The organism is Streptomyces sp. NPDC016562 (assembly GCF_043076955.1).
In the GTDB taxonomy this organism is placed as follows: domain Bacteria; phylum Actinomycetota; class Actinomycetes; order Streptomycetales; family Streptomycetaceae; genus Streptomyces.
The window spans coordinates 48,713-72,770 of the sequence record NZ_JBIBRZ010000004.1 but is presented as its reverse complement, the minus strand read 5'-3'; the positions used below and the strand labels follow the sequence as shown (position 1 = coordinate 72,770).

Sequence of the window (24,058 nt, the reverse complement as noted above, 5' to 3'; positions counted from 1 at the left end):
GGTCGTGTGCGTTGATAATTGAAACCGCCCGCCCCGCCGCACACCCCCTGATCCAGGAGAGCCCGGAACCCGTGTATACGCTTGCGCTCGGCCCTGAGTGGCTCACCCCGGACTATCTGATCTCGCACTTCGGCCTGATCGGCATCCTGGTCATCGTCTTCGCGGAGTCGGGCCTCTTCGCCTTCCTGCCGGGCGACTCCCTGCTGTTCACGGCGGGTCTGCTGGTCGCGGACGGGCAGTACATCAAGCAGCCGCTGTGGCTGGTCTGCACCCTGATCGTGGCCGCCGCGATCATCGGTGACCAGGTCGGGTACCTGATCGGCAAGTTCTTCGGGCCGAAGATCTTCAACCGGCCGAAGTCGAAGCTCTTCAAGCGGGAGAACCTCGACAAGGCGCACGAGTTCATGGACAAGCACGGCCCGAAGGCCATCGTGCTCGCCCGCTTCGTGCCGATCATCCGCACCTTCGCGCCGATGGTCGCGGGCGCCGGCTCGATGAAGTACCGCACCTTCCTGACGTACAACATCATCGGCGGCATCGGCTGGGGCGCGGGCGTCACGGTCGCGGGTTACTGGCTCGGACAGATCGAGTTCATCAAGACCAACGTCGAGGCGATCCTCGTGGGCATCGTGCTCCTGTCGGTCATCCCGGTGATCTTCGAGGTCCTCAAGGCCCGCAAGGAGGGCAAGGCGGCCGGCGCCGGTGCCGCGGCCGTCGGCGCGGCCGAGGAGGCGGGCCCGCAGCGCGGCCGCCACGCCAAGCGCTAGAGGTGGTGAGGCGGGGGCACGGGGCGCAGCCCCGGCCCCGGCCGCAGGCTAGTAGCCGCGGGTCCGCTTCGCGGCGCCGCGCTTGGCGGCGCTCGCGGCCCCCGGGATGCGCATGAACAGCCGGGAGGTCTCCGACCCCAGGTTGACCCCGATCGCGATGGCCAGGGCGATGGCCGCGGCGTTCACGAGAGAGCCGAGCCCCTCGTTCAGCCGGTCCTCGGCGATGAGCAGCAGCCCGTAGTAGGTCGCCGAGCCGGGCAGCAGCGGCCCGATCGCGGCCGTCACGTACGGCAGCGCGGACGCGAAGCGGTAGCGGGAGAAGAGCTGCCCGAAGAGGCCCACCAGCCCGGCCGCGACGGCGGTGGACGGCACGGGAGGGATCCCGCCCGCGTAGTGCAGGGCCCCGAAGGTCACCCACGCCACTCCGCCGTTGAGGGTCACTATCCAGACGGTGGAGCGCTCCTGCTGGAGCAGGATGGCGAAGGTGAACACCAGCGCCATCGAGGCCGCGATCTGGATCAGCGGCCGCTGGGTGATCTGGAGGACCTCCTCCGGTTTGGGGGAGGCGCCCAGCTGGAGCCCGAGGTAGAGCACGACCAGCACGCCCATGATGATGCCGATGAAGAGGTACATGACCTCCAGCAGCCGGGCGGACGCGGTGATGTAGTAGCCGGTCAGACCGTCCTGGACGGCCGCGACCAGGGCCCGCCCGGGCAGCAGCGCGAACAGCCCGCCGGTGATCACCGCGGAGGCCTTGATGTCCTCGATCTCGGCGAGCTTGAGCGCGACCCCGAACGCGGCGGGCGGCATCGCGGCGACGACGAACTGGTAGAACTCCGGCAGCCCGCGCCCGGCGCTCAGCCACGCCAGCCGGTCCCCGAGGACCGCCCCGAGGGCCGCCGCGAAGAAGACGATCACCCCGCCGCCGACCAGGACGGAGGCGGCCCCCGCGAGCAGTCCGGCGGCGGCGGTGAGCACCCAGGTGGGGTACGGGTGCCGGTTGCGGCGGATCTCCGCGAGGCGCCGGTAGGCCTCCTCCAGCGAGACGTCGGTCTCGGGGGTGCTGAGGTCGGCCACCAGCCGGTACACGGCCGCCAGGCGGGTGTAGTCGGTGCCGCGGCGGCGTACGGTCCGGTTCGCGGAGACCGGGTGGTCGACCAGGGAGGGCTGGTGGGTGATCGACAGCATCGTGAACGTGACGGTCGGCTCGCACCGGTCCAGCCCGTACGAGCGGGCCACGGCGAACATCGCGGCCTCCACGTCCTCGGACCCCTCGCCGCCCGAGAGCAACAGCTCGCCGATGCGCAGGGTCAGGTCGAGCACGCGGCCCACGGCGGGCCCGGTCTCGCTCGGCCGCTGCACGAGGTCCGGTACGGGACGCACGTCGACCGGCATGCGCAGCATCGTGCGCATGCGGTCCTGCCAGGGGGACTCCGTCAGCTTGGCGACGGGGAAGCCGTGGCCGGGGGTGTAGGCGGGCGGGGAGTGCGCGGCGCTGTAGGTGGCCGGCGTCGCGAAGGCCGAGCCCCCGGGCTCCAGGTGGGGCGGCTCGGCGCCTGCCGGACGGGCGAATTCCGAGGTGGGCTGGTCCTCGTCGGGGACCTCCGGCTCCATCCCGGGCGGCGGCGTGAAGGCGCTGTGCGCCTCGTCGGACTGGGGCTTCCTGTCCTCTGCCCCATCGGCCTCCGCCACGCGCCCCTCCAGTTCGTGATCACCCGGAGTATCAGTATGCGGAACCGTTTCATCCGTGGCCAAAGCGGGCCGCGGCGGCCGTGCGCGGCGCGCGGCCCCGGACGACGCGCAGCGGGCGGCACCCCCGTCGGGGGTACCGCCCGCTGTCATGCCGATAGGGGCGGGGTCGGATCCCGCCGACCCCGCTCACCGGCGGAGCCTAGTGGTGGCCGCCCTGCGCCTCCAGGCGCTTGTACGAGGCCTCGATCTCGGCCTCGGCCTCGGTGCGGCCGACCCAGTTCGCGCCCTCGACCGACTTGCCCGGCTCCAGGTCCTTGTAGACCTCGAAGAAGTGCTGGATCTCCAGGCGGTCGAACTCGGACACGTGGTGGATGTCGCGCAGGTGCTCGACACGCGGGTCGGAGGCCGGCACGCACAGCAGCTTGTCGTCGCCGCCCGCCTCGTCCGTCATGCGGAACATGCCGATGGCGCGGCACTTGATCAGGCAGCCCGGGAAGGTCGGCTCGTCAAGGATGACCAGCGCGTCCAGCGGGTCGCCGTCCTCGCCGAGGGTGTTCTCGACGAAGCCGTAGTCGGCCGGGTAGCTGGTCGAGGTGAAGAGGCGACGGTCCAGACGGATCCGGCCGGTCTCGTGGTCCACCTCGTACTTGTTCCGCGAACCCTTGGGGATCTCGATGGTGACGTCGAACTCCACGTCCTGCTCCTCCATGATCAGCTTCAGCGGTCCGAATCGCCTCGGGACCGCATTTGATTCAATACGCGCGCGTCCGGCCCACCCCAGCGGGGTGGGTGCCATGCTCGCGGCAAGACGCAGTGGTTAAGTGTCCCTCACGCATATGTGTGATCGCGAAAGGGGCTGGTCCGAGGTGCCATTGGTCAAGACGTGGCAGCTCATCGCGGGTTCGGCCGTCGCCGGCCTGGCCCTGTCGGTGGCAGTGGCGGCCGCCGCCGGTCCCTGGGACTCCGGCCAGCGTAAGGCCGAGCGGGTCAGCGCCGCCTCCTGGGGCCGTACGGGTGGCGCAGATCACGGTGCCGGCCCCCTGCCGCAGGCCGCCCCCAGCGCCCCCGGGGTGCTCGGCGCGATCGGCCCCGGAGCCCCGCGCACGCAGCCCGCGGCCCCGCAGGCCGCCGACGGCTCCGAGGGCCTCGCCGCGGCCCTGAAGCCGCTGCTGGCCGATTCCGCCCTCGGCACCGTCCGTACCGCCTCCGTCGTCGACACCGCCACCGGGCAGGTGCTGTTCGAGACCGGCGCGAGCGACCCGATGACCCCCGCCTCCACCATCAAGATCGCCACGGCGGCCGCGGCGCTGGCCGCCCTCGGGCCCGAGCACCGGATCCGGACCACCGTCGTGCCCGGCGCGGGCCCCGGACAGATCGTCCTGGTCGGCGGCGGCGATCCCTCCCTCACCGCCAAGAAGAAGGGCCCCGCCGGTGCCGGCGGCAGCCTGATCGTCCTCGCCGCGGACACCGCCCGGGCCCTCAAGGCCGCCGGCACCGACACCGTGACCCTGGGCTACGACGACAGCCTCTACACCGGCCCCGTCCGCCACCCCATCGGCGACAACCCCAACATCGCCCCCGTGACCGCGCTGACGGCCGACGAGGGGCGCCCCGATGACTCGGCCTCCGGGCCCGTGGAACGGACCGAGACCCCCTCCGAGGACGCGGCCCGCGCCTTCGGCACCCTCCTCGCCGAACGCGGCATCAAGGTCACCGGCGAACCGGCCCGGGCCAAGGCCGCCGCGGGCGCCCAGCCGCTGGCCGCGACCCTCTCCACCCCGGTGGCCGGACTGGTCGAGCGGATGCTGACCAACAGCGACAACGACATCGCCGAAGCCCTCGCCCGGCACACCGCCCTCGCCTCCGGCCAGCCCGCGAGCTTCGAGGGCGCCGAGAAGGCCGTCACCGCCCGGCTCGCCGCCCTCGGCGTCGACGTGGCCGGCTCCCGCTTCGCCGACGGCAGCGGCCTGGGCCGCGCCGACAAGGTCAGCGCCGGGCTGCTGACCGGACTGCTCACCAAGGCCGCCGACCCCCAGCGCCCGGAGCTGAGGCCGGTCCTCACCGGACTGCCCGTCGCCGGATTCACCGGCACGCTGCGCGCCCGCAACGCCGGCACCTCGCCGGCCGCGGGCCTCATCCGCGCCAAGACCGGCACCCTGACCGGCGTGAACTCCCTCGCCGGAACCGTCGTCGACCGTTCGGGCCGCGTCCTCGCCTTCGCCTTCCTGACCGCGAACAGCCCCGGGCCCGAGGGCGCCGAGCGGGCCCTCGACAGGCTGGCCGCGGCCGTCGCGGCCACACCGTAGGGCAGGACCCGGCCGCAGGGGGTCCGCCGGACGCCCGGTCCACGTACCGTTGACGCATGACGAGCATCAGTGGTGCGGAGATGGTCGACTGGAACCTCGCGGTGGCGACCGCGACCCGGCTGGTGCGGCCCGGCCCGGAGGTCACCCGGGACGAAGCCCGGGCCGTCGTCGCGGAGCTGCGCGGGTACGCCAGGACCTCGGAACGGCACGTACGCGAGTTCACCCGGATGATCGGCCTGCTGCCCGACGGGGTCACCGCCCCCGACACGCCCGTCCTCGTCGTGGACCGGGCCGGCTGGGTCAAGGCCAACGTGGCCGGCTTCCGCGAGCTGCTCCAGCCGCTCCTCGGCAAGATGCAGGAGCGCCGCGCGGGCACCCCCGGCGGGGCCGTGTTCGGCGCGGTCGGCGGCAAGGTCACCGGCGTCGAGCTGGGCATGCTGCTGAGTTTCCTGTCCTCCCGGGTCCTCGGCCAGTACGAGACCTTCGCGCCGGCCTCCCGCGAGCTGCCGGCCTCGGCCGGGGGAGGGCGGCTGCTGCTCGTCGCGCCCAACATCGTGCACGTCGAGCGCGAGCTGGAGGTGAACCCGCACGACTTCCGGCTGTGGGTCTGCCTGCACGAGGAGACGCACCGTACGCAGTTCACGGCCGTCCCGTGGCTCCGCGACCACCTCGAAGGCGAAATCCAGACGTTCCTCGGCGCCACCGAGGTCGACCCGATGACCATCCTGGAGCGCATCCGGGACGCCGCCCAGTCCTTCGCCGGCGCCCGCCCCGACGCGGAGCGGGGGGAGGAGGGGCGCTCCCTCGTCGAGCTGGTGCAGACCCCCGAGCAGCGCGAGATCCTCGGCCGGCTCACCGCCGTCATGTCCCTGCTGGAGGGGCACGCCGACTTCGTCATGGACGGGGTCGGCCCCGAGGTGGTGCCCTCGGTCGCCGAGATCCGCGAGAAGTTCCAGCAGCGCCGGGCCAGCGGCGCGGGCCGCCTCGACGTCGCCCTGCGCAAGCTCCTCGGCCTCGACGCCAAGCTGCGCCAGTACCGCGACGGCGAGCGTTTCGTGCGGGCCGTCGTCGACCAGGTCGGGATGGACGGCTTCAACCGGGTGTGGACCTCCCCGAACACGCTGCCGACCAGGGCCGAGATCGCCAAGCCCGCGGACTGGGTCGCCCGCGTGCACCGCAAGGCGCCGGGAGAAGAGGCGTAAACATGTCCCTCTGGGGGAAGCAGCGTCACCCGTCCGAGGGACCGTGAGCGCATGAAGGGCGTGCGATGCTCGGGGAACGGCTCGGTTCTGTCACCATCAACGCACTCTGAGTGACATCTCGATCCGAGCAAGCCTCGCGGCATCCGAACTCCGAACTCCATCGAAGGGCACCGGACATGGGTCCCCATCCAGCGGTCGCGGCGATACGCCTGGCGGTCCGCCGCGTACTCCACGACGTCCTCACCGATCTCACCGATCCCACCGACTCCCGGACCCGGTCCGGGGCCGCCCCCGGCGCCGGCCCCCGCACCGCGGCCGGCACCCCGCCCCTGGTGCTCGTCGCCTGTTCCGGCGGCGCCGACTCCATGGCCCTCGCCTCGGCCCTCGCCTTCGAGGCCCCCAAGCTCGGCATCCGCGCCGGCGGCATCACCGTCGACCACGGGCTCCAGGTCGGCTCCGACCTGCGTGCCGCCGAGGTCGTCACCCGCATGACCGCGCTCCGCCTGGATCCGGTGGAGTCCGTAGCCGTGCGCGTCGGCCGCGACGGCGGACCCGAGGCCGCCGCCCGCGACGCCCGCTACGGAGCCCTGGACGAGGCCGCGGACCGGCTCGGCGCCGCCGCCGTGCTGCTCGGCCACACCCGGGACGATCAAGCCGAAACCGTCCTGCTGGGCCTCGCCCGCGGCTCGGGCATCCGCTCGCTCTCCGGCATGGCGGAGGTCAGCGGAGGACCCGGCCGCAGTCACCGCTACCGCCGGCCCTTCCTCCAGATCGACCGGCAGACCGCCCGCAAGGCCTGCATGGTCCAGTCCCTCCCCGTCTGGGACGACCCGCACAACATCGACCCCGCCTACACCCGCTCCCGCCTGCGCCACGAGGGACTGCCCGCCCTGGAGAAGGCGCTGGGCAAGGGGGTCGTCGAGGCACTGGCCCGCACCGCCCAGCTCTCCCGCGACGACGCCGACGCCCTGGACGCCTGGGCCGCCGAGGCGGAGACCGGGGTACGGGACGCGGACGGCCGGCTGGAGTGCGCCAAGCTGTACGCCCTGCCCCCGGCCGTCCGCCGCCGGGTGCTGCGCAGGGCCGTGGTCGCCGCGGGCTCTCCCGCGGGCTCCCTCTTCGCCCGCCACATCGAGGAAGTCGACCGGCTCATCACCGGATGGCGCGGTCAGGGCGCCATCAACCTGCCCGGCAGGGTGGAGGCCCAGCGGCAGGGTGGCAGACTTGTCATCCGGCAGGGCTGATTGGTGCTGAAACACGGCTGAGTCCTCCGGGGGCACCCCCCGGAGCCCCGGCCGACAACGAAAGTGATGCGGGTGGACGAGAAGGACATGGGCAACGACCTCCAGTCGGTGCTCATCACCAAGGAAGAGATCGACGCGAAGCTGGCGGAGCTGGCCGCGAAGATCGACGCGGAGTACGCGGGCAAGGACCTGCTCATCGTCGGTGTGCTCAAGGGCGCCGTGATGGTGATGGCGGACCTGGCGCGCGCCTTGTCCACCCCGCTCACCATGGACTGGATGGCGGTGTCCTCGTACGGCGCCGGGACCCAGTCCTCCGGCGTGGTGCGGATCCTCAAGGACCTGGACACCGACATCAAGGACAAGCACGTCCTGATCGTCGAGGACATCATCGACTCGGGCCTGACGCTGTCCTGGCTGCTGTCGAACCTGGGCTCCCGCCAGCCGGCCTCCCTGGAGGTCGTCACGCTGCTGCGCAAGCCCGAGGCCGCGAAGGTCGCGATCGACGTGAAGTGGGTCGGCTTCGACATCCCGAACGAGTTCGTCGTGGGCTACGGCCTCGACTACGCGGAGAAGTACCGCAACCTGCCGTTCGTGGGCACGCTCGCCCCGCACGTCTACGGCGGCTGATCCCGCCGCCGCCCCCGGGAACAACCGGCGCGCTCCGGGGAACCTGGGGGCGATTCCCGCCGTTGGAGCAGGGGAAGGCGGGTTTGTCAGCCGTCCCACGAGGCCGCGGGTGACAATTCAGGGGTACATTCCGAAGAACAGTCTTTACTCACAGCAGCATTTACCTACGGGCAGGAGGGACGGGGTGCCTGGCGCCCCGTATGGATGGACGTGAAGCGATACTTCCGTGGGCCGGTCATGTGGATCGTGCTGGCCGTCCTCGCCGTGGTCGTGTTGATGAATGTCGTCGGCTCCGGCGGCGGCTACAAGTCGGTGGACACCAGCGAGGTCATCAAGGCGATCAACAGTGGCCAGGTGGAGACAGCGAAGCTGACCACCGGCGACAGCCAGATGATCAAGATCGAGCTGAGCGAAGGCCAGAAGCTCGGCAAGCACGACGGCACCAAGTTCCAGGCCAACTACATCGGGGAACAGGGCGTCCAGCTCGCCCAGAACCTCCAGACCAAGTACGAAGCCGGTCAGATCCACGACGGATACTCCGTCACCCCGGACAAGACCAGCCCGTTCCTGAGCGTGCTGCTCTCGCTCCTGCCCTTCGTCCTCATCGTCGTTGTCTTCCTGTTCCTGATGAACCAGATGCAGGGCGGCGGCTCCCGGGTCATGAACTTCGGGAAGTCCAAGGCCAAGCTGATCACCAAGGACACCCCGAAGACCACGTTCGCCGATGTCGCGGGCTCGGACGAGGCCGTCGAGGAACTCCACGAGATCAAGGAGTTCCTCCAGGAGCCGGCGAAGTTCCAGGCCGTCGGCGCCAAGATCCCCAAGGGCGTGCTGCTGTACGGCCCGCCCGGCACCGGAAAGACCCTGCTCGCGCGTGCCGTCGCGGGCGAGGCCGGTGTGCCCTTCTACTCGATCTCCGGATCCGACTTCGTCGAGATGTTCGTCGGTGTCGGTGCCTCGCGTGTCCGCGACCTGTTCGAGCAGGCCAAGGCCAACGCCCCGGCGATCGTCTTCGTCGACGAGATCGACGCCGTCGGCCGGCACCGCGGTGCGGGCCTCGGCGGCGGTCACGACGAGCGCGAGCAGACCCTCAACCAGCTGCTGGTCGAGATGGACGGCTTCGACGTGAAGGGCGGCGTCATCCTGATCGCCGCCACGAACCGTCCGGACATCCTCGACCCGGCGCTGCTGCGCCCGGGCCGCTTCGACCGGCAGATCGCGGTCGACCGCCCGGACATGCAGGGCCGTCTGGAGATCCTCAAGGTCCACCAGAAGGGCAAGCCGGTCGCCCCGGACGTCGACCTGGGCGCCGTCGCCCGTCGCACGCCCGGCTTCACCGGTGCCGATCTCTCCAACGTCCTGAACGAGGCCGCGCTCCTCACGGCCCGCTCGGACAAGAAGCTGATCGACAACCACTCGCTGGACGAGGCGATCGACCGCGTCGTGGCGGGCCCGCAGAAGCGGACCCGGATCATGTCGGACAAGGAAAAGAAGATCACCGCGTACCACGAGGGCGGACACGCCCTGGTCGCGGCGGCCTCCCCGAACTCCGACCCGGTCCACAAGATCACGATCCTGTCCCGCGGCCGGGCCCTGGGTTACACCATGGTCCTGCCCGACGAGGACAAGTACTCGACCACGCGCAACGAGATGCTCGACCAGCTGGCGTACATGCTGGGCGGGCGCGCGGCCGAGGAGCTGGTCTTCCACGACCCGACGACGGGCGCGGCGAACGACATCGAGAAGGCCACCGCCACGGCGCGGGCCATGGTCACGCAGTACGGCATGACCGAGCGTCTCGGTGCGATCAAGTTCGGCGGCGACAACACCGAGCCGTTCCTCGGGCGCGAGATGGCGCACCCGCGGGACTACTCGGAAGAGGTCGCGGCGCTGGTCGACGAAGAGGTCAAGAAGCTCATCGAGACCGCGCACAACGAGGCCTGGGAGATCCTCGTCGAGAACCGCGACGTCCTCGACAACCTGGTCCTCGCGCTGCTGGAGAAGGAAACGCTGAACAAGGAGCAGATCGCCGAGATCTTCTCCACGATCGTGAAGCGTCCGGCCCGCCCCGCGTGGACCGGTTCCGCCCGCCGCACCCCCTCCACCCGTCCGCCGGTGCTCTCTCCCAAGGAGCTCCAGCTGACGAACGCGGCCAACGGCACCACGGCCGTGTCGGTGGAGAAGGCCCCCGAGGCCGCCCCGGAGGAGCTCACGGACTAGTCCGTGACCTGCGCACACCCGGAATGGAAGCCGCGCCCCCCAGGTTCTAGCCTGGGGGGCGCGGCCCTTTTTTCACCGGCCGTGAGCGCGGTGCACACAGGAACGAGGATGAGATGACCGACCCAGTGACCCTGACCGGTGGCGAGGGCACGATCGGCGAGTTCGACGAGAAGCGCGCCGAGGCGGCCGTCCGAGAGCTCCTGATCGCGGTCGGCGAGGACCCGGAGCGCGAGGGTCTCCTGGAGACCCCTGCACGCGTGGCGCGGGCGTACAAGGAGATATTCGCGGGCCTGTACCAGAAGCCCGAGGAGGTCCTCACGACGACCTTCGACATCGGTCACGACGAGATGGTCCTGGTCAAGGACATCGAGGTCATGAGCTCCTGCGAGCACCACCTGGTGCCGTTCCACGGCGTGGCCCACGTGGGGTACATCCCGTCCACGGACGGCAAGATCACCGGGCTGTCCAAGCTGGCCCGGCTGGTGGACGTCTACGCCCGCCGGCCCCAGGTGCAGGAGCGCCTGACGACCCAGATAGCGGACTCCCTGATGGAGATCCTGGATCCGCGCGGGGCCATCGTGGTCATCGAGTGCGAGCACATGTGCATGACCATGCGCGGGGTCCGCAAGCCGGGCGCGAAGACCATCACCTCGGCGGTCCGCGGCCAGCTCCGCGACCCGGCGACCCGCAACGAAGCCATGAGCCTGATCATGGCCCGCTAGAGCCTCCCACGGTGGTGCCGGGTGGATCCGGCCCGGGCTCAGGCCCGGGCCGCCGCCTCCGGGGTGTCGTCGTCCTCGGGGAGCTTCAGTACGTGCTCCAGGAAGAGGGCGGCGGCGATGACCGCCACGCCCGCCAGGACCGAGAAGCCGGCGTACCAGGCCTGGTCGCGGCGGGCGGGCACGTCGAGGGACTCGGTCAGCAGGAACACGCCGACGCCGCCGTACATGCCCGCCACCAGCGCCGCCACCAGGGCGCTGGCCTGCCCGAAGACCACCGCGCGGGCCGCCATCAGCGGCTCCACGCCCTTGGCCCCGGGGCGCCGCTCGCGCTGGGCCTTGAGGCGGGCGCGCAGCGAGAGGGCCGTGGCCAGCAGGACGACCGCGATGACCCCGAGGACGATCGGCGCGGCCAGGGGAACGCCCGGCAGCGTGCCGTACGCGTTCCACAGGCGGGCGCCCGCCCAGGACAGGACCCCGGCGACCACGAAGATGCCCGCCAGGACCGCCGGCCTCAGTTGCTTCACTTGCCCGTTCCCCGCTTCCCGCGCCGTCCGTCAGCAGTCCACAGGGTAACGATTACTCCGGGAGGTGGAGTTCCAGGTCGGGGCGCGGCGTCACGCCGCTCAGGCCGATGTCGGCCAGGAGGGTGGCGACCGGGCCGTGGCCCGGGATCTGGGCCTCCGGGTCGATGTCGTGCCAGGGGGCCAGCACGAACGCGCGCTGGTGGGCGCGCGGGTGCGGGAGGGTGAGGACGGGGTCGTCGGAGACCCGGTCGGCGTAGGCGACGATGTCGACGTCGATCGTGCGCGGCCCCCAGCGCTCCTCGCGGACGCGGTCGAAGGCTTCCTCGATGGCGTGGCCGCGCTCCAGGAGCGAGGACGGCGGCAGGGTGGTCTTCAGCGCGATGACCGCGTTGAGGTACGAGGGCTGCGAGCCGGGCTCGACGCCCCACGGCGCGGTCTCGTAGACGGGGGAGACGGCCTTGACCCGCAGGCCCGGGGTGTCTCCGAGGGCGTCGATGGCGCCCTGGAGGGTCTCCAGCCGGTTGCCGAGGTTCGCGCCGAGCGCGATGACGGCCCATTTCGGGTTCGACAGCGTCACGTCCGCCGCGTCGACCGCCTCGACGACGGAGGCGGGGACGGGCTGGACGGTGGGGTCGCTCTGAGCGCTCAGTCCGTTGTTCATGCGCGGCTCCGGGTGATCGTGATGGTCACGTCGTCGAAGGGGACGGTGATGGGGGCGTCCGGCTTGTGGACGACGACCTCCACCTGCGCCACCGCTTCGTGCTTGAGGCACCGCTGGGCGATCCGCTCGGCGAGGGTCTCGATCAGGTCGACGGGCTCTCCCTGGACCACGTCGACGACCTCCTCGGCGACGACCCCGTAGTGCACGGTCTTCGCCAGGTCGTCCCCGGCCGCCGCGGGCCGGGTGTCGAGGTGCAGCACCAGGTCGACGATGAAGGTCTGGCCTTCCTCGCGCTCCCGGGGGAAGACGCCGTGGTGCCCGCGAGCCTTGAGGCCGCGCAGCGCGACACGATCCACGCGAATCACTCCTGTTTCGTAGGTGCTTCCGGTCCGGGACTCCCCGAAACCATGGGCCTACGCCGAGTGCGGTCGGCGTCGTCCGTCTTCGAATTTACCTGCGAAATATCCGCGGCCCCGCCCACGGGGGTCAGGCGGTGTCCTCTTCGTCCTCTTCGTCGGATTCGGTCAGGACGGGAGAACCGTGGTGGGACCAGAGCCGCCAGCCCTCGGATGTGCGTCGGAACACATTCGTGGCGACGACGAGCTGGCCGACGAGCGGGCCGAGCTCCCCGCCGTCCTCGGCGGGCCCGCCGCTGAGGATGTTCTCCGTACAGGTCACCAGGGCGGTGTCACCTATGACGGCCACCTTGGTGTCGGTGAGGAAGAACTGGATGTAATCGGTGTGCGCCATGATCAGCGCGTACGAGCGGAGCACCTCGCCGCGGCCGGAGAGCACCGGCCAGCCGGGGTGCACGCAGGAGATCTCGTCCTCCAGCCAGAGCGCCGACAGCGAGTCGAAGTCCCCCCGCTCCATGGCCTCGTAGAAGGCCGTGTTCACCTCTTCGACGGCTTCGATGTCGGTTCTGCTCACGTGGCTCCTTCTCGGTTGACGGGGATCAGAGTGCCCCTTCCACGGCGCGGGCCACCCGAACCGCGTCCGCGGTCGCCCGTACCTCGTGCACCCGTACGGCCCAGGCGCCCTGGTGGGCGGCGATGGCGGACACGGCGGCCGTGGCGGCGTCGCGCTCGCGGGCGGGCGGCGGGGCGGCGTCGGCCCCGCCGGCCAGGACCCGGCCGAGGAAACGCTTCCTCGACGCGGCGACCAGCAGCGGGAAGCCGAGGGCGCGCAGCTCGGCCAGGTGGGCGACCAGCGCCAGGTCGTGCTCGGCGTTCTTGGCGAAGCCGAGGCCGGGGTCGACGATGAGCCGCTCGGGGGCGATACCGCCGGCCACGACGGCGTCGATGCGGGCCCGGAGCTCGGTGGTGACCTCGGCGAGCACGTCCTCGTAGACGGCGAGGCTGTTCATGTCGGCGCTGAAACCGCGCCAGTGCATCACCACGAAGGGCACCTCGGCCGCGGCGACGGCCGCGATCATCCCGGGGTCGGCGAGCCCGCCGCTGACGTCGTTGACCAGGGCCGCGCCGGCGGCGACGGCCTGGGCGGCGACGGCCGCGCGCATGGTGTCCACGGAGACGGTGACGCCCTCGGAGGCCAGGCCGCGCACGACGGGGACGACCCGGCGCAGCTCCTCCTCCTCGTCGACCCGGGTGGCGCCGGGGCGGGTGGACTCGCCGCCGACGTCGACGAGGTCGGCGCCCTGGGCGACGAGTTCGAGGCCGCGCTTGACGGCCGCGGTGGTGTCGAACCAGCGTCCGCCGTCGGAGAAGGAGTCGGGGGTGACGTTGACGACGCCCATGACCCCGCAGCGGTCCCACTCCGGCAGACCTGCGACCCGGCCCCTGCCGGTGGCTCCGCGCTTCGTGTTCATGGGTCAAGGGTAGGGCTGACCTGGATACGGCAGGGCCCCGGCGCCTTCCGGCGGACGGGGCCCTGATGCTCGTACGGGTGCCTACGCGGCCTGGACCTCGCGTTCGGCCTGCTGGGGCACGGCCGCCACCTGGTGGTGGGCGCAGGCGCGGACCGGCTTGGGCCGGCGGCGGCTGGCGAACAGGCGCGGCAGGGCGAGCGTCACGAAGCCCTCGGCCTGCATCGCGGCGAAGCCGATGCGGGGCAGGTCGCGGGTGGTGCGGAAGACCACGAAGCGGGGCTCCCAGCGCGGGCGGAACTTGGCGTTGAACTTGTAGAGCGACTCGATCTGGAACCAGCGGGAGAGGAAGACGAGCAGGTTCCGCCACATCCGGAGCACCGGGCCGGCGCCGATCTTCTCGCCGCGGGCGAGGGCCGAGCGGAACATCGCGAAGTTGAGGGAGACCTTCTCGATCTTCAGCGCGGGGGCGGCCTCCAGGGAGGCCACGATCAGCAGCTCGTTCATGCCGGGGTCGGCCGCGCGGTCACGGCGCATCAGCTCCAGCGACATGCCGTCCGTGCCCCACGGAACGAAGTGCAGCACGGCCTTCAGGTCGCCGAAGGGGCTCGTGTCGCCCTCCTCCACCCGGTGGGCGGTGGCGATGAAGCAGTCGCCGTCGCCCGGGTCGCCGACCCGGCCCAGCGCCATCGAGAAGCCGCGCTCGGTGTCGGTGCCGCGCCAGGCCTCGGCGGCGCCGCGCACCTGCTCCAGCTCCTCCTCGGTCAGCTCGCTGACCCGGCGGACTTTGGTGGTGTAGCCGTTGCGCTCGATGCGCTTCACCATTTGGCGGACATTGCGCATGGCGCGGCCCGAGAGGGAGAAGTCTTTGACATCGACAATCGCCTCGTCACCCAGCTCCAGGGCGTCCAGGCCGGTCTCGCGGGTCCAGACCTCGCCGCCGGTCTCGCTGCAGCCCATGACGGCCGGGGTCCAGGAGTGGGCCTTGGCCTCCTCCATGAACCGCTCGATCGCGCCCGGCCAGGCCTCCACGTCACCGATGGGGTCGCCCGAGGCGAGCATCACACCGGAGACGACGCGGTAGGTGACGGCGGCCTTGCCGCTGGGGGAGAAGACGACGGCCTTGTCGCGGCGCAGCGCGAAGTGGCCGAGCGAGTCGCGGCCGCCGTGCCGGGCGAGCAGCTCGCGCAGCTTGGCCTCGTCGTCGGCGGTCAGCCGCGCGGCCGGGTGCTCGGGGCGCAAGGCCAGGTAGATGGTGGTGAGGGCGGTCAGCATGCCGAGGGCGCCGAGGGAGTAGCCGACGGTCCAGGACACCTTCCCCGCGTAGTCCACGGGGCCTTCGAAGCCGAAGAGGCCGTAGATGACGTGGGTGATCTGCTCGTACGGTCCGGGGTTGCCGACGACCCGGCTCGGGTGGGAGTTGACGATGACCAGGCCCAGGCCGATGGATCCGGCGCTCATCAGCACGAAGTTGGTGAGGGCCTTCCACCGGCTGCGGGGGTCCGGCAGCGCCTTGAATTCACCCTGATGGCGCAGCAGCAGCGCGAAGAGCACCGCCGCGATGACCACGCCCACGATCGAGTGCCGGTACGCGAACTGCGCCACCGCGCCGGCGGGCAGCAGCACCACCGCCGCGCGCCAGGCCCGGCGCTTGCGCCGCTTGAGGCCGTGCGCGAGCAACAGGAGCAGCACGCCCGCGCTGATGGCGAGGGCCGCCGCGAAGGGGCCGAACACCGGCAGCACTTCGGCGACCGCGTGGATCCGGCTGTACCGGAAGCGCGGGAAGACACCCGCCGCGATGTCCAGAAGGCCGACGATCATGACGGCCGTACCTACCAGTCCGGGCACCGACTCCGGCTGTGGGCCTCGGAGGATTCGGCGGGCCCTGCTCGGAACCTGTCCCGACTTATCGCCATCTATCCTGCTAGACATCGCTTCCCGTTGCTCCGCGAGAGATCATGTGGCCGAAGGCTGCGACAGCCTCCGGTGTGTGGTGCGTCCCTTAGGACGACAGCGACGAGGAGCGGGTTCACTCTTTCGTCGTAAAAAAACTGTCCTGCCACCAGAAAGTCGACTGACTGCTCATGGGTCTCACGAGTACTACGGTTCTGGCGCTGGCCATCCTCGCCGGTGTGCTGCTGTTCGCGGCCACGGTCTGGCTCTGGCCGAAGCTCTCGGGCCGCACCTGGCGCGCATTCGCCGGCCGGATCGGGCTGCTGCTGGCGACCCAGCTGGCGCTGTTCTCGGCTGTGGGGCTCGCGGCTAACAAGTCGTTCCTCTTCTACGGCTCCTGGGCCGACCTGTTCGGCCAGGAGACGTCCATCGGCAAGGTCGTCGACCACTCGATGAACAGCAAGGACATCAAGGTCGTCGACAAGCAGCAGCTTGACGTGCCCGGTGGTGCCAAGCCGCAGGTCGGCGGTCAGATCCTGAAGGTTGCCATAACGGGGCAGAAGTCGAAGATAACGAGTCCCGGCTACGTGTGGCTCCCGCCCGAATACTTCCAGCCGCAGCACAAGGACCAGAACTTCCCCGCGTCCATCGTGCTGACGGGGTATCCGGGCACCGCCGAGAACCTGATCAAAGGGCTCGACTACCCCATGAAGGCCTTCAGCCTGTCCAAGGCCGGCAAGATGAAGCCGATGATCCTGGTCATGCTGCGCCCGACCGTCGCGCCGCCGCGTGACACCGAGTGCGTCGATATACCCGATGGCCCCCAGACCGAGACCTTCTTCGGCCAGGACCTGCCGCAGGCCATCCAGAGCACCTTCCGGGTCGGCAAGAAGCCGGAGAACATGGGCTTCATCGGCAACTCGACGGGGGGTTACTGCGCCCTGAAGATCGCCGCGCACTACCCGCAGACCTTCGGCGCGGCCGCCGGCCTGTCCGCGTACTACGACGCCCCGGACGACCCGACGACCGGTGACCTGTTCCACGGGGACGAGCAGCTCAAGAAGCGGGCGAACGTCCTGCACAGCATCGAGAACAAGAAGCCGAGCGGTACGTCCTTCCTCGTCACGAGCAGCGAGAAGGGCGAGCCGAACCTCGGGGACACCCGCAAGTTCATCAAGAAGGTGAAGGGCCCGGACCGGGTCTCCTCGATCATCCTCGACAGCGGCGGCCACAACTTCAACACGTGGCGGCGCGAGATCCCGCCCATGCTGATGTGGATGAGCGGCCGCATCCAGGCCTGAGGCGTACAGGTCTGACCGGCAGCGCGAGTAACCCGTGACCGGCCCCCTCAGGGGCCGGTCACAGCCGTTTCCGGGGCCTACGCCTCCTGGAGCTGGGCCCGGCGCAGCGCCCGGTGGACGCCCTCCGGGGTCAGTACGCCGACCAGCGCGCCGGAGTCCGGATCGGTGACCCCGATCCGGCCCGAATCCTCCTGGAGCAGGGCCGCGAGGGCCTCGCGCAGCGTCGCCCCCAGCGCCACGGACGCCGCGGGGGCGGGGCCCTGCGCCTGCGACAGGTCGGCCGCCTCGACGGCGGTGACCGCGAGCCGCTTGAGCCCGCGGTCGGAGCCGACGAAGGAGGCCACGTACGCGGTGGCCGGCGCCCCGAGCACCGCCGCCGGGCGGGCGAACTGCTCGATGGTGCCCGTCCCGTAGACCGCCATGCGGTCGCCGAGCCGGATCGCCTCCTCCAGGTCGTGGGTGACCAGCAGGATCGTTTTGCGCACCGTCTTCTGCAGCGTCAGGAACTCGTTCTGCAGCCGCTCGCGCACCACCGGGTCCACCGCGCCGAACGGCTCGTCCATCAGCAGCACCGGCGGATCGGCGGCGAGCGCGCGCGCCACGCCGACGCGCTGGCGCTGCCCGCCCGACAGCTGCTCGGGGTACCGGCTCCCGTACACGGCCGGATCCAGCCCCACCAGTTCGAGCAGCTCGGCCGCCCGTGCGCGGGCCCTGGCCTTCGGGGTGCCGATCAGCTGCGGCACGGTCGCCGTGTTCTCCAGCACCGTCTTGTGGGGGAAGAGCCCGACCTGCTGGATGACGTAGCCGATCCGGCGGCGCAGCTCGACCGGGTCGGCGGCCGCGATGTCCTCGCCGTTCAGGAGGATCCGGCCGGAGGTCGGGTCGATGAGCCGGTTGACCATCTTCATCGTGGTCGTCTTGCCGCAGCCGGACGGTCCCACGAGCGTGATCAGCTCGCCCTCCGCCACCTCGAAGGACAGGTCCTCGACGGCTGTCGTCCCGTCGGGGTACCGCTTGGTCACGTGCTCGAATCGGATCACACCGCCATCCTTCCCTACCGTCCCGGCCCGAAGGTGAAGAGCGTGTTTCCCATGTGAAGGATTCCGGCCATTGACAGTGCCGGGGGTTAAGGTCGATCCCACATGTGTTCGGTGACGGGGGGTGAGGAGCATGGCCGCGCAGAGCTGTCTGGTGGCGAACGACTGGATCTGCTGGGACTACGTCTCCTCCCGGTCGCAGGAGCTCACCGACGCCACCCTCGAACACGTCTGGATCACAGGCGTGTCGGTGCTGATCGGCCTGGCGGTGGCTCTTCCGCTCGCCCTGCTGGCCCGCCGCGGCCGCCGCTGGGCCGCGCCCGTGCTGGCCTTCACCACCCTGCTCTACACGATCCCCTCGCTGGCCATGTTCTCCCTGCTGCTGCCGTTCTTCGGCCTGTCCGCCGCGCTGGTGGTGACCGGGCTGGTGCTGTATTCGCTGACCATCCTGGTCCGCAACGTGCTGGCAGGGCTGGAAGCCGTCCCCGAAGAGGTACGGGAGGCCGCGCGCGGCATGGGGTACGGCCCGGGCCGGCTGCTGTGGCAGGTCGAACTGCCGCTGGCGCTGCCCGCGCTGCTGGCCGGCGTGCGGATCGCCACGGTCTCGACGGTCGCGCTGACGACGGTCGGCTCCATCGTCGGCAAGGGCGGGTTGGGCAACCTCATCGCCCCCGCCGTGAACAGTTCCTTCAAGGCGCAGGTGCTCACCGCCTCCGTGCTGTGCGTGCTGCTCGCGCTCGTCGCCGACCTGCTGCTGCTCGGCGTGGGACGGCTGCTCACGCCGTGGACCCGGGCCGGTGCCCGGCCGGCCGCTCCGGGGAAGGGGGCCTGACGCCATGGGCGCGGGCGTACTGGCGCAGACGTGGGACTGGCTGGCGAACGGCGCCAACTGGTCGGGGGAGAGCGGCGTCTGGCACCGGCTCGGCGAGCACGTCTACGTGAGCGGGGTCGCGCTGGCGATCGCCTGCGCGGTGGCGCTGCCCGTCGGCCTGTTCCTGGGCCACCTCGGCAAGGGCGGGGCCCTCGCCGTCAACGTCTCCAACGCCGGACGGGCCGTGCCCGTCTTCGCGGTGCTGGCGCTGTTCATGGTCTCCCCGCTGCGCAACGCGGGCTATCTGCCGACCATCGCCGCACTGGTGCTGTTCGCGATACCGCCCCTGCTGACGAACGCGTACGTCGGCATGCGCGAGGTGGACCGCTCCGTGGTGGAGGCCGCCCGGGGCATGGGCATGTCCGGCCGTCAGCTCTTCCTGCGCGTGGAACTCCCGCTCGCGCGCGCCCTGGTGATGACCGGACTGCGCTCGGGCGCCGTGCAGGTCGTCGCCACGGCCACCATCGCCGCGATGGTCGGCCAGGGCGGCCTCGGGCGGATCATCACCGCCGGCTTCAACACGTACAACACCCCGCAGGTCGTCGCGGGCGCCCTGCTGGTGGCGGCGCTGGCCCTGCTCGTGGAGGGCGCGCTGGTGGCGGCGGACCGGTTGCTGCCGAGGTCCGCGACGTCCCGCTGATCCCTGTCCCTCGCCTCGAACGGAGTATCTCCATGACCAAGACCACGCGCGTCCTCGGCGCGTCCCTGGGCGCCCTCGCCCTGACGGTGTCGCTGGCCGCGTGCGGCGGCGACAGCCTGGAGAAGAGCAAGGACGGTGGCTCGGCCGCCCCCGAGTCCTCCTCCGGCTCGGGGGGCGCCAAGGGCAGCCTGGTGATCGGCGCGGCCGGCTTCACCGAGTCGAACGTGCTGGCGGAGCTGTACGCGCAGGTCCTCAAGGACGCGGGCTACAGCACGTCGGTCAAGACGGTCAACAACCGCGAGCTGTACGAACCGTCGCTGGAGAAGGGCGAGATCGATGTCGTCCCGGAGTACGCGGCCACGCTGGCGGAGTTCCTCAACGCCAAGGTGAACGGTGCGAAGGCGCCCGAGGAGAAGCCGGTCGCGTCGAGCGACGTCGCCGCGACGGTGGCGGCCCTGGACAAGCTCGCGGGCCCGCTCGGCCTCAAGGCGCTGCCCGCGGGGGCGGCGGTCGACCAGAACGCATTCGCGGTGTCCCGGGAATTCGCCGAGAAGAACAACCTGAAGACCCTTTCCGATCTTGGGAAGTCCGGACTGAAGGTGAAGGTCGCGGCGGGCGACGAATGCTCCGTCCGGCCGTTCTGCGCACCGGGCTTGACGAAGACATACGGAATTCAGGTTTCCGGTATTGACCCGAAGGGCGTCGGCACCCCGCAGGCCAAGCAGGCGGTCAAGGACGGCGCCGACCAGCTCGTGCTGACCACGACCACGGACGCGACGCTCGACAGCTACGGCCTGGTCCTCCTGGACGACGACAAGAAGCTCCAGAACGCCGACAACGTCCTGCCGGTGGTCAACGCCAAGGACGCGGGCGCCCCGGAGGTGGCGGCCGCGCTCGACAAGCTGACCAAGGCGCTCACGACGGCCGACCTGGTCGATCTGAACCGGAAGGTCGACGCGGAGCGCGCCAAGCCGGCGGACGTGGCGAAGGCCTATCTGGAGTCCAAGGGCCTCCTGAAGAAGTAGCCGTCACGGGGTCGAGTGAGAAATGTGGAGACCCGCCCGGGAAGAGCGGCAAAGAGATTGCCGGGCGGGTACTGCACTTGACCTCGCGGCCCTGTAAATTTCGGGCCATGCCCCGTGGACGCCACCGCAATCCCGAACCCCTGCACCGGCTGCTCACGCCGACGACCGTCGCAGGCGTGTCCGTCACCAGCGCCGCAGCGGCCTGGCTCCTCGCGGAACCGATGGCGTTGAGGCTGCTCGTGGCCGTCACCGCCGCCGCCGGGGTCGCCGGCGCCGTCGTCATGCGCGCCTGGGACCGCTCGGCGGGCCGCCGCGTCGCGGAGCTCGCGCGCGAGCGGATCAAGGACGAGTGGAAGACGGACGAGCGCATAGCCGAGCTCGAATCCGACCTCGAAGAGGCCCGGATGCTGCGCGCGCGGCTCGACACCAAGCTGCGCGCCAAGCGGGTCGAACTGGCGGGGCTGCGCGGCGAGCACGCCGCGCTGCTGCGGCGGTACGCGACCGCCGAGACCGAGCGCGCCAGCGCCCTGGAGGGCCGCCGGCTGCTGGCCATCGAGGCGGCCGCCGCCCCGGCCCTCCCGCCGAAGGAACTCCCCGCCGTCTCGCAGGAGCGCAACTCCGCGGGCGCGCCCACCTCGGTCGGCTACGCCCGCGCCCATGCGGCCCTGGACGCGCTGGCCCGTAAGGCGGGGACGCAGGGGCTGCCCCCGCGTCCGGGCGGCCCGTCGGGCCCGTCCGCCACAGCCGCTCCGGCGGCTGTGAAGGCTCCCGGGGCTTCCGCGGTCCCGGCGCGCCGTGCCCCCTCGGCCGTGGCCCCGTACGCGGCGCAGCGCCGTACGGCCTCCCGCGTCGAGGGCGGCTTCGACTTCTTCGGCACCAAGAACGCGGAGCAGGCCCGTGCGGTGATCGAGGCGGTCCAGAACGAGGACCTGGCCGACGTGGTCGGCGCGGAGGCCCTGGCCGTCCACGAGGCGGAGTCCGCCCAGCCGCCCGCCGAGCCTGCCCCCGCCGCACCGGCGGCCGACGAGGCCACCGCCGAGGCGGCGACGGCCGAGACCCACACGGTGGGCCAGGTCATCGACCTGACGGCCCACGACGAGACCGAGCCGATCGACGTGGCCCGGCTGCGCACCGCGATCTCCTAGGGGTGTCCGGCGGATCACGCCGGGCTCCGGCCTGACCCACCGGACACGCCCTGTCCTCAGAACAGCGGGAGCTGGCCCGGGATTTCGGGCAGGACGAAGCCGTCCAGCGTCGGCGCGCTCGCGCCGAGCGTCACCCGGGCCCGGGAGCCGGGGCAGGACACCAGGTCGCCGCGGCCACGCCCGGCGGGCGGGTCGTGGCGGGCGATGCGGCCGGCCGTGACGGCGCAGTCACGGCCGCAGGAGGGGCAGGCCCGGCGGGGGGAGTGGGACATGCCGCCAAGTCTGCCCTGCCGCACCGACATCGGCTCCGCCGCAGCGGCCTCAGCCCTGCTGGGTGGCGAGCCACGCCTCGTGCGCGCGCTCCACCCGGTCCCACAGGGCCGCCCGGTCGGCGGGGGTCAGGTCGTCGAGCTCCCGCCCGAAGACACCGGCGACGACCTCGAAGAACTCCTCCTGCGAGGCCAGTTCCCGCTTGTCCCGCCCGCCGTCCGTGCCGAAGTGGAGCAGCACCTTGCCGTGTAGCCGGTGCACGCCCCCGCCGTCGCGCCGCAGCATGAAGAACGACTGCTGGAAGGGGGAGTCCGGGGCCGTGGACAGCCGCAGGTGCTCGGCGGCGAAGTCCGCCATGGACGCGGGCGCGGAGCGGAAGTTCATCACCGGGAAGGGGCTCGCGTCGTTGCGGAAGGTCCAGCCCGCCTCGGCGCCGACCGCGCCCGCCAGCGGCTCCAGGCCGTACCCGAAGCCCTGCTCGTACCGGCCCTCGCTCAGGGGCAGCGGCTCGTGGGGCCCGTCGCCCAGGCCGACGTCCACGAACCAGGCCCGCCCGTCGACTCGTACGGTCAGGGTGAGGTGGTCACCGCTCACACCCCGGGCGTCCGGTTCCCCGTACACGCCGCCCACGTGCCGTGTCACGTCGTACCCGAGGTGCTCCAGCAGGGCCGCGAAGGCGCCGTTGAGGTGGAAGCAGTACCCGCCCCGCCCGGCCGCGAGACGGCGCACGGACAGCTCGGGCTCGATGCCCGGCGGACGGCCCAGCTGGATGTCCGTGTTCTCGAAGGGAACGCGCTCCAGATGGGCGCGGTGGAGCGCGAACAGGCCTTCGGCGGACGGGGATCCGTGGTCGGCGATCCCGAGTCGGCGCAGATAGTCGGTGTATATCCCAGAGATCATCTGGCCAGCGTATGCGGTTACTTGTCGATGTCGCCCACGACGAAGAACAGCGAGCCGAGGATCGCCACCATGTCCGCGACGAGCTGTCCCGGCAGGAGCACCGCCAGCGCCTGGATGTTGTTGAAGGAGGCGCTGCGCAGCTTCAGGCGGTACGGGGTCTTCTCGCCCTTGGAGACGAGGTAGTAGCCGTTGACGCCGAGCGGGTTCTCGGTCCAGGCGTACGTGTGCCCCTCGGGCGCCTTCAGGACCTTGGGCAGGCGCTGGTTGACCGGGCCCGGCGGGAGCTCGGCCATCCGGTCCAGGCAGGCCACGGCCAGGTCGAGCGCGTTGTGGGTCTGGTCGAGCAGGACCTCGAAGCGGGCCAGGCAGTCGCCCTCGGGGCGGGTGACCACCTTCAGGACGTCCTGGAGCTCGCCGTAGGCCAGGTACGGCTCGTCGCGGCGCAGGTCGAAGTCCACGCCGGAGGCGCGGGCGATCGGGCCGGAGACCCCGTACGCGTGCACCGCCTCGGCGGACAGGACGCCGACCCCGCGGGTGCGGGCGCGGAAGATCTCGTTCCCGTGGACCAGCTTGTCGTAGACGTCCATCCGGGTGCGGACGTCGGCGATCGCGGCGCGGGCCCGGCCGAGCCAGCCGGCCGGGAGGTCCTCCTTGAGGCCGCCGACGCGGTTGAACATGTAGTGCATGCGGCCGCCGGAGATCTCCTCCATGACGGCCTGGAGCTCCTCGCGTTCGCGGAACGCGTGGAAGATCGGGGTGATGCCGCCCAGCTCCAGGGGGTACGAGCCGAGGAACATCAGGTGGTTCAGCACCCGGTTCAGCTCGGCCAGCAGGGTCCGCATCCACACGGCCCGCTCGGGGACCTCCATGCCGAGCATCCGCTCGACCGCCATGACCACGCCGAGCTCGTTCGAGAAGGCGGACAGCCAGTCGTGGCGGTTCGCCAGCATCACGATCTGCCGGTAGTCGCGGGCCTCGAAGAGCTTCTCGGCGCCGCGGTGCATGTAGCCGACCACCGGCTCGGCGCTGACGATCCGCTCGCCGTCCAGGACGAGGCGCAGGCGCAGCACGCCGTGCGTGGAAGGGTGCTGGGGGCCGATGTTGAGCACCATGTCGGTGCTCTCCGCCGCCCCGCCGATGCCGACCGTGGTCTCCGTCATGCGGGCATTGTCTCAGTCCTAAGGTG

23 protein-coding genes and 1 pseudogene are annotated in these 24,058 nt (G+C 71.3%); 12 read left to right on the top strand and 12 right to left on the bottom strand.

The window, feature by feature from the left end:
- Window positions 1-71: 71 nt before the first annotated feature.
- Window positions 72-743, top strand: a pseudogene (locus tag ACF059_RS18805) (VTT domain-containing protein); the annotation flags it as partial.
- Between the two features lie 72 nt (window positions 744-815).
- On the opposite strand, the gene ACF059_RS18800 reads toward ACF059_RS18805, so the two are convergent.
- Window positions 816-2,459: a threonine/serine exporter ThrE family protein gene (locus ACF059_RS18800; RefSeq protein ID WP_392058322.1), complete on the bottom strand. Its 1,644-nt coding sequence runs from the start codon at window positions 2,457-2,459 to the stop codon at window positions 816-818.
- A 199-nt stretch (window positions 2,460-2,658) separates the two neighbouring features.
- Window positions 2,659-3,153: an inorganic diphosphatase gene (locus ACF059_RS18795; RefSeq protein WP_008742522.1), complete on the bottom strand. Its 495-nt coding sequence runs from the start codon at window positions 3,151-3,153 to the stop codon at window positions 2,659-2,661.
- 142 nt (window positions 3,154-3,295) lie between these two features.
- Here ACF059_RS18795 and dacB point away from each other — a divergent pair, with 142 nt between their 5' ends.
- From dacB to folE, 6 genes are all read left to right on the top strand, one after another.
- Window positions 3,296-4,765, top strand: a complete 1,470-nt coding sequence (gene dacB, locus ACF059_RS18790; protein ID WP_392058319.1) for a D-alanyl-D-alanine carboxypeptidase/D-alanyl-D-alanine-endopeptidase — start codon at window positions 3,296-3,298, stop codon at window positions 4,763-4,765.
- A gap of 56 nt (window positions 4,766-4,821) precedes the next feature.
- Window positions 4,822-5,967: a zinc-dependent metalloprotease gene (locus ACF059_RS18785; RefSeq protein ID WP_392058316.1), complete on the top strand. Its 1,146-nt coding sequence runs from the start codon at window positions 4,822-4,824 to the stop codon at window positions 5,965-5,967.
- A gap of 176 nt (window positions 5,968-6,143) precedes the next feature.
- On the top strand, window positions 6,144-7,211 hold the full coding sequence (gene tilS / locus ACF059_RS18780) for a tRNA lysidine(34) synthetase TilS (RefSeq protein WP_361946635.1): 1,068 nt from the start codon (window positions 6,144-6,146) through the stop codon (window positions 7,209-7,211).
- 66 nt (window positions 7,212-7,277) lie between these two features.
- Window positions 7,278-7,838 carry a hypoxanthine phosphoribosyltransferase gene (hpt, locus tag ACF059_RS18775; RefSeq protein WP_030010907.1) on the top strand — a complete coding sequence of 187 codons (561 nt, stop codon included), beginning with the start codon at window positions 7,278-7,280 and terminating at the stop codon, window positions 7,836-7,838.
- A 204-nt stretch (window positions 7,839-8,042) separates the two neighbouring features.
- Window positions 8,043-10,058: an ATP-dependent zinc metalloprotease FtsH gene (ftsH, locus tag ACF059_RS18770; protein WP_361946639.1), complete on the top strand. Its 2,016-nt coding sequence runs from the start codon at window positions 8,043-8,045 to the stop codon at window positions 10,056-10,058.
- A gap of 113 nt (window positions 10,059-10,171) precedes the next feature.
- On the top strand, window positions 10,172-10,780 hold the full coding sequence (folE, locus tag ACF059_RS18765; RefSeq protein ID WP_392058312.1) for a GTP cyclohydrolase I FolE: 609 nt from the start codon (window positions 10,172-10,174) through the stop codon (window positions 10,778-10,780).
- Window positions 10,781-10,818: 38 nt separating this feature from the next.
- Here folE and ACF059_RS18760 read toward each other — a convergent pair whose 3' ends face one another.
- From ACF059_RS18760 to ACF059_RS18735, 6 genes are all read right to left on the bottom strand, one after another.
- Window positions 10,819-11,304 carry a DUF3180 domain-containing protein gene (locus ACF059_RS18760; RefSeq protein ID WP_361946645.1) on the bottom strand — a complete coding sequence of 162 codons (486 nt, stop codon included), beginning with the start codon at window positions 11,302-11,304 and terminating at the stop codon, window positions 10,819-10,821.
- Window positions 11,305-11,356: 52 nt separating this feature from the next.
- On the bottom strand, window positions 11,357-11,965 hold the full coding sequence (gene folK / locus ACF059_RS18755; RefSeq protein ID WP_392058308.1) for a 2-amino-4-hydroxy-6-hydroxymethyldihydropteridine diphosphokinase: 609 nt from the start codon (window positions 11,963-11,965) through the stop codon (window positions 11,357-11,359).
- Window positions 11,962-12,321: a dihydroneopterin aldolase gene (gene folB, locus ACF059_RS18750; protein ID WP_360894955.1), complete on the bottom strand. Its 360-nt coding sequence runs from the start codon at window positions 12,319-12,321 to the stop codon at window positions 11,962-11,964. The genes folK and folB overlap by 4 nt, the downstream gene beginning before the upstream one ends.
- 130 nt (window positions 12,322-12,451) lie before the next feature.
- A complete protein-coding gene (locus tag ACF059_RS18745) occupies window positions 12,452-12,895 on the bottom strand; it encodes a nuclear transport factor 2 family protein (protein WP_361946651.1) in 444 nt (147 codons plus the stop codon).
- 25 nt (window positions 12,896-12,920) lie between these two features.
- Entirely contained in the window at window positions 12,921-13,793 is an 873-nt protein-coding gene (gene folP, locus ACF059_RS18740) for a dihydropteroate synthase (protein ID WP_392058305.1), read from the bottom strand.
- 81 nt (window positions 13,794-13,874) lie between these two features.
- Entirely contained in the window at window positions 13,875-15,722 is a 1,848-nt protein-coding gene (locus ACF059_RS18735; protein WP_392058303.1) for a phosphatidylglycerol lysyltransferase domain-containing protein, read from the bottom strand.
- A gap of 152 nt (window positions 15,723-15,874) precedes the next feature.
- Between ACF059_RS18735 and ACF059_RS18730 the strand changes: the two genes are divergently transcribed.
- Window positions 15,875-16,984, top strand: coding sequence for an alpha/beta hydrolase-fold protein (locus ACF059_RS18730; protein ID WP_361946660.1), 1,110 nt, complete (start codon window positions 15,875-15,877; stop codon window positions 16,982-16,984).
- Between the two features lie 77 nt (window positions 16,985-17,061).
- Here ACF059_RS18730 and ACF059_RS18725 read toward each other — a convergent pair whose 3' ends face one another.
- A complete protein-coding gene (locus ACF059_RS18725; protein ID WP_392058300.1) occupies window positions 17,062-18,024 on the bottom strand; it encodes an ABC transporter ATP-binding protein in 963 nt (320 codons plus the stop codon).
- Window positions 18,025-18,154: 130 nt separating this feature from the next.
- Here ACF059_RS18725 and ACF059_RS18720 point away from each other — a divergent pair, with 130 nt between their 5' ends.
- The 4 genes from ACF059_RS18720 (at window position 18,155) to ACF059_RS18705 (ending at window position 21,702) form a co-directional block, all read left to right on the top strand.
- The gene (locus ACF059_RS18720; protein ID WP_361952211.1) at window positions 18,155-18,853 is read left to right on the top strand and encodes an ABC transporter permease; all 699 of its coding nucleotides are present in this window, start codon (window positions 18,155-18,157) and stop codon (window positions 18,851-18,853) included.
- 4 nt (window positions 18,854-18,857) lie between these two features.
- Complete coding sequence (locus ACF059_RS18715; protein ID WP_361952214.1) at window positions 18,858-19,532, top strand: ABC transporter permease; 675 nt, start codon at window positions 18,858-18,860, stop codon at window positions 19,530-19,532.
- A 32-nt stretch (window positions 19,533-19,564) separates the two neighbouring features.
- Window positions 19,565-20,557, top strand: a complete 993-nt coding sequence (locus ACF059_RS18710; protein WP_392058297.1) for an ABC transporter substrate-binding protein — start codon at window positions 19,565-19,567, stop codon at window positions 20,555-20,557.
- Window positions 20,558-20,664: 107 nt separating this feature from the next.
- Window positions 20,665-21,702 carry a hypothetical protein gene (locus ACF059_RS18705; RefSeq protein ID WP_392058294.1) on the top strand — a complete coding sequence of 346 codons (1,038 nt, stop codon included), beginning with the start codon at window positions 20,665-20,667 and terminating at the stop codon, window positions 21,700-21,702.
- Window positions 21,703-21,758: 56 nt separating this feature from the next.
- Here the strand turns inward: ACF059_RS18705 and ACF059_RS18700 are convergent, their stop codons facing one another.
- The 3 genes from ACF059_RS18700 to ACF059_RS18690 are packed head-to-tail and all read right to left on the bottom strand — an operon-like array spanning window position 21,759 to window position 24,032.
- Window positions 21,759-21,974, bottom strand: a complete 216-nt coding sequence (locus ACF059_RS18700) for a hypothetical protein (protein WP_360894922.1) — start codon at window positions 21,972-21,974, stop codon at window positions 21,759-21,761.
- A gap of 49 nt (window positions 21,975-22,023) precedes the next feature.
- A complete protein-coding gene (locus tag ACF059_RS18695) occupies window positions 22,024-22,872 on the bottom strand; it encodes an arylamine N-acetyltransferase (RefSeq protein ID WP_392058291.1) in 849 nt (282 codons plus the stop codon).
- 17 nt (window positions 22,873-22,889) lie between these two features.
- On the bottom strand, window positions 22,890-24,032 hold the full coding sequence (locus ACF059_RS18690) for an NADH-quinone oxidoreductase subunit D (protein WP_392058289.1): 1,143 nt from the start codon (window positions 24,030-24,032) through the stop codon (window positions 22,890-22,892).
- Window positions 24,033-24,058 lie beyond the last annotated feature (26 nt).

What these genes read in the sequence shown, in the direction of transcription:
- dacB (WP_392058319.1), top strand. Translation starts at nt 3,296, where the DNA reads ATGTGTGATCGCGAAAGGGGCTGGTCCGAGGTGCCATTGGTCAAGACG.
- ACF059_RS18785 (WP_392058316.1), top strand. Translation starts at nt 4,822, where the DNA reads ATGACGAGCATCAGTGGTGCGGAGATGGTCGACTGGAACCTCGCGGTG.
- tilS (WP_361946635.1), top strand. Translation starts at nt 6,144, where the DNA reads ATGGGTCCCCATCCAGCGGTCGCGGCGATACGCCTGGCGGTCCGCCGC.
- hpt (WP_030010907.1), top strand. Translation starts at nt 7,278, where the DNA reads ATGCGGGTGGACGAGAAGGACATGGGCAACGACCTCCAGTCGGTGCTC.
- ftsH (WP_361946639.1), top strand. Translation starts at nt 8,043, where the DNA reads ATGGACGTGAAGCGATACTTCCGTGGGCCGGTCATGTGGATCGTGCTG.
- folE (WP_392058312.1), top strand. Translation starts at nt 10,172, where the DNA reads ATGACCGACCCAGTGACCCTGACCGGTGGCGAGGGCACGATCGGCGAG.
- folK (WP_392058308.1), bottom strand. Translation starts at nt 11,965, where the DNA reads ATGAACAACGGACTGAGCGCTCAGAGCGACCCCACCGTCCAGCCCGTC.
- folP (WP_392058305.1), bottom strand. Translation starts at nt 13,793, where the DNA reads ATGAACACGAAGCGCGGAGCCACCGGCAGGGGCCGGGTCGCAGGTCTG.
- ACF059_RS18735 (WP_392058303.1), bottom strand. Translation starts at nt 15,722, where the DNA reads ATGTCTAGCAGGATAGATGGCGATAAGTCGGGACAGGTTCCGAGCAGG.
- ACF059_RS18730 (WP_361946660.1), top strand. Translation starts at nt 15,875, where the DNA reads ATGGGTCTCACGAGTACTACGGTTCTGGCGCTGGCCATCCTCGCCGGT.
- ACF059_RS18720 (WP_361952211.1), top strand. Translation starts at nt 18,155, where the DNA reads ATGGCCGCGCAGAGCTGTCTGGTGGCGAACGACTGGATCTGCTGGGAC.
- ACF059_RS18715 (WP_361952214.1), top strand. Translation starts at nt 18,858, where the DNA reads ATGGGCGCGGGCGTACTGGCGCAGACGTGGGACTGGCTGGCGAACGGC.
- ACF059_RS18710 (WP_392058297.1), top strand. Translation starts at nt 19,565, where the DNA reads ATGACCAAGACCACGCGCGTCCTCGGCGCGTCCCTGGGCGCCCTCGCC.
- ACF059_RS18705 (WP_392058294.1), top strand. Translation starts at nt 20,665, where the DNA reads ATGCCCCGTGGACGCCACCGCAATCCCGAACCCCTGCACCGGCTGCTC.
- ACF059_RS18700 (WP_360894922.1), bottom strand. Translation starts at nt 21,974, where the DNA reads ATGTCCCACTCCCCCCGCCGGGCCTGCCCCTCCTGCGGCCGTGACTGC.
- ACF059_RS18695 (WP_392058291.1), bottom strand. Translation starts at nt 22,872, where the DNA reads ATGATCTCTGGGATATACACCGACTATCTGCGCCGACTCGGGATCGCC.
- ACF059_RS18690 (WP_392058289.1), bottom strand. Translation starts at nt 24,032, where the DNA reads ATGACGGAGACCACGGTCGGCATCGGCGGGGCGGCGGAGAGCACCGAC.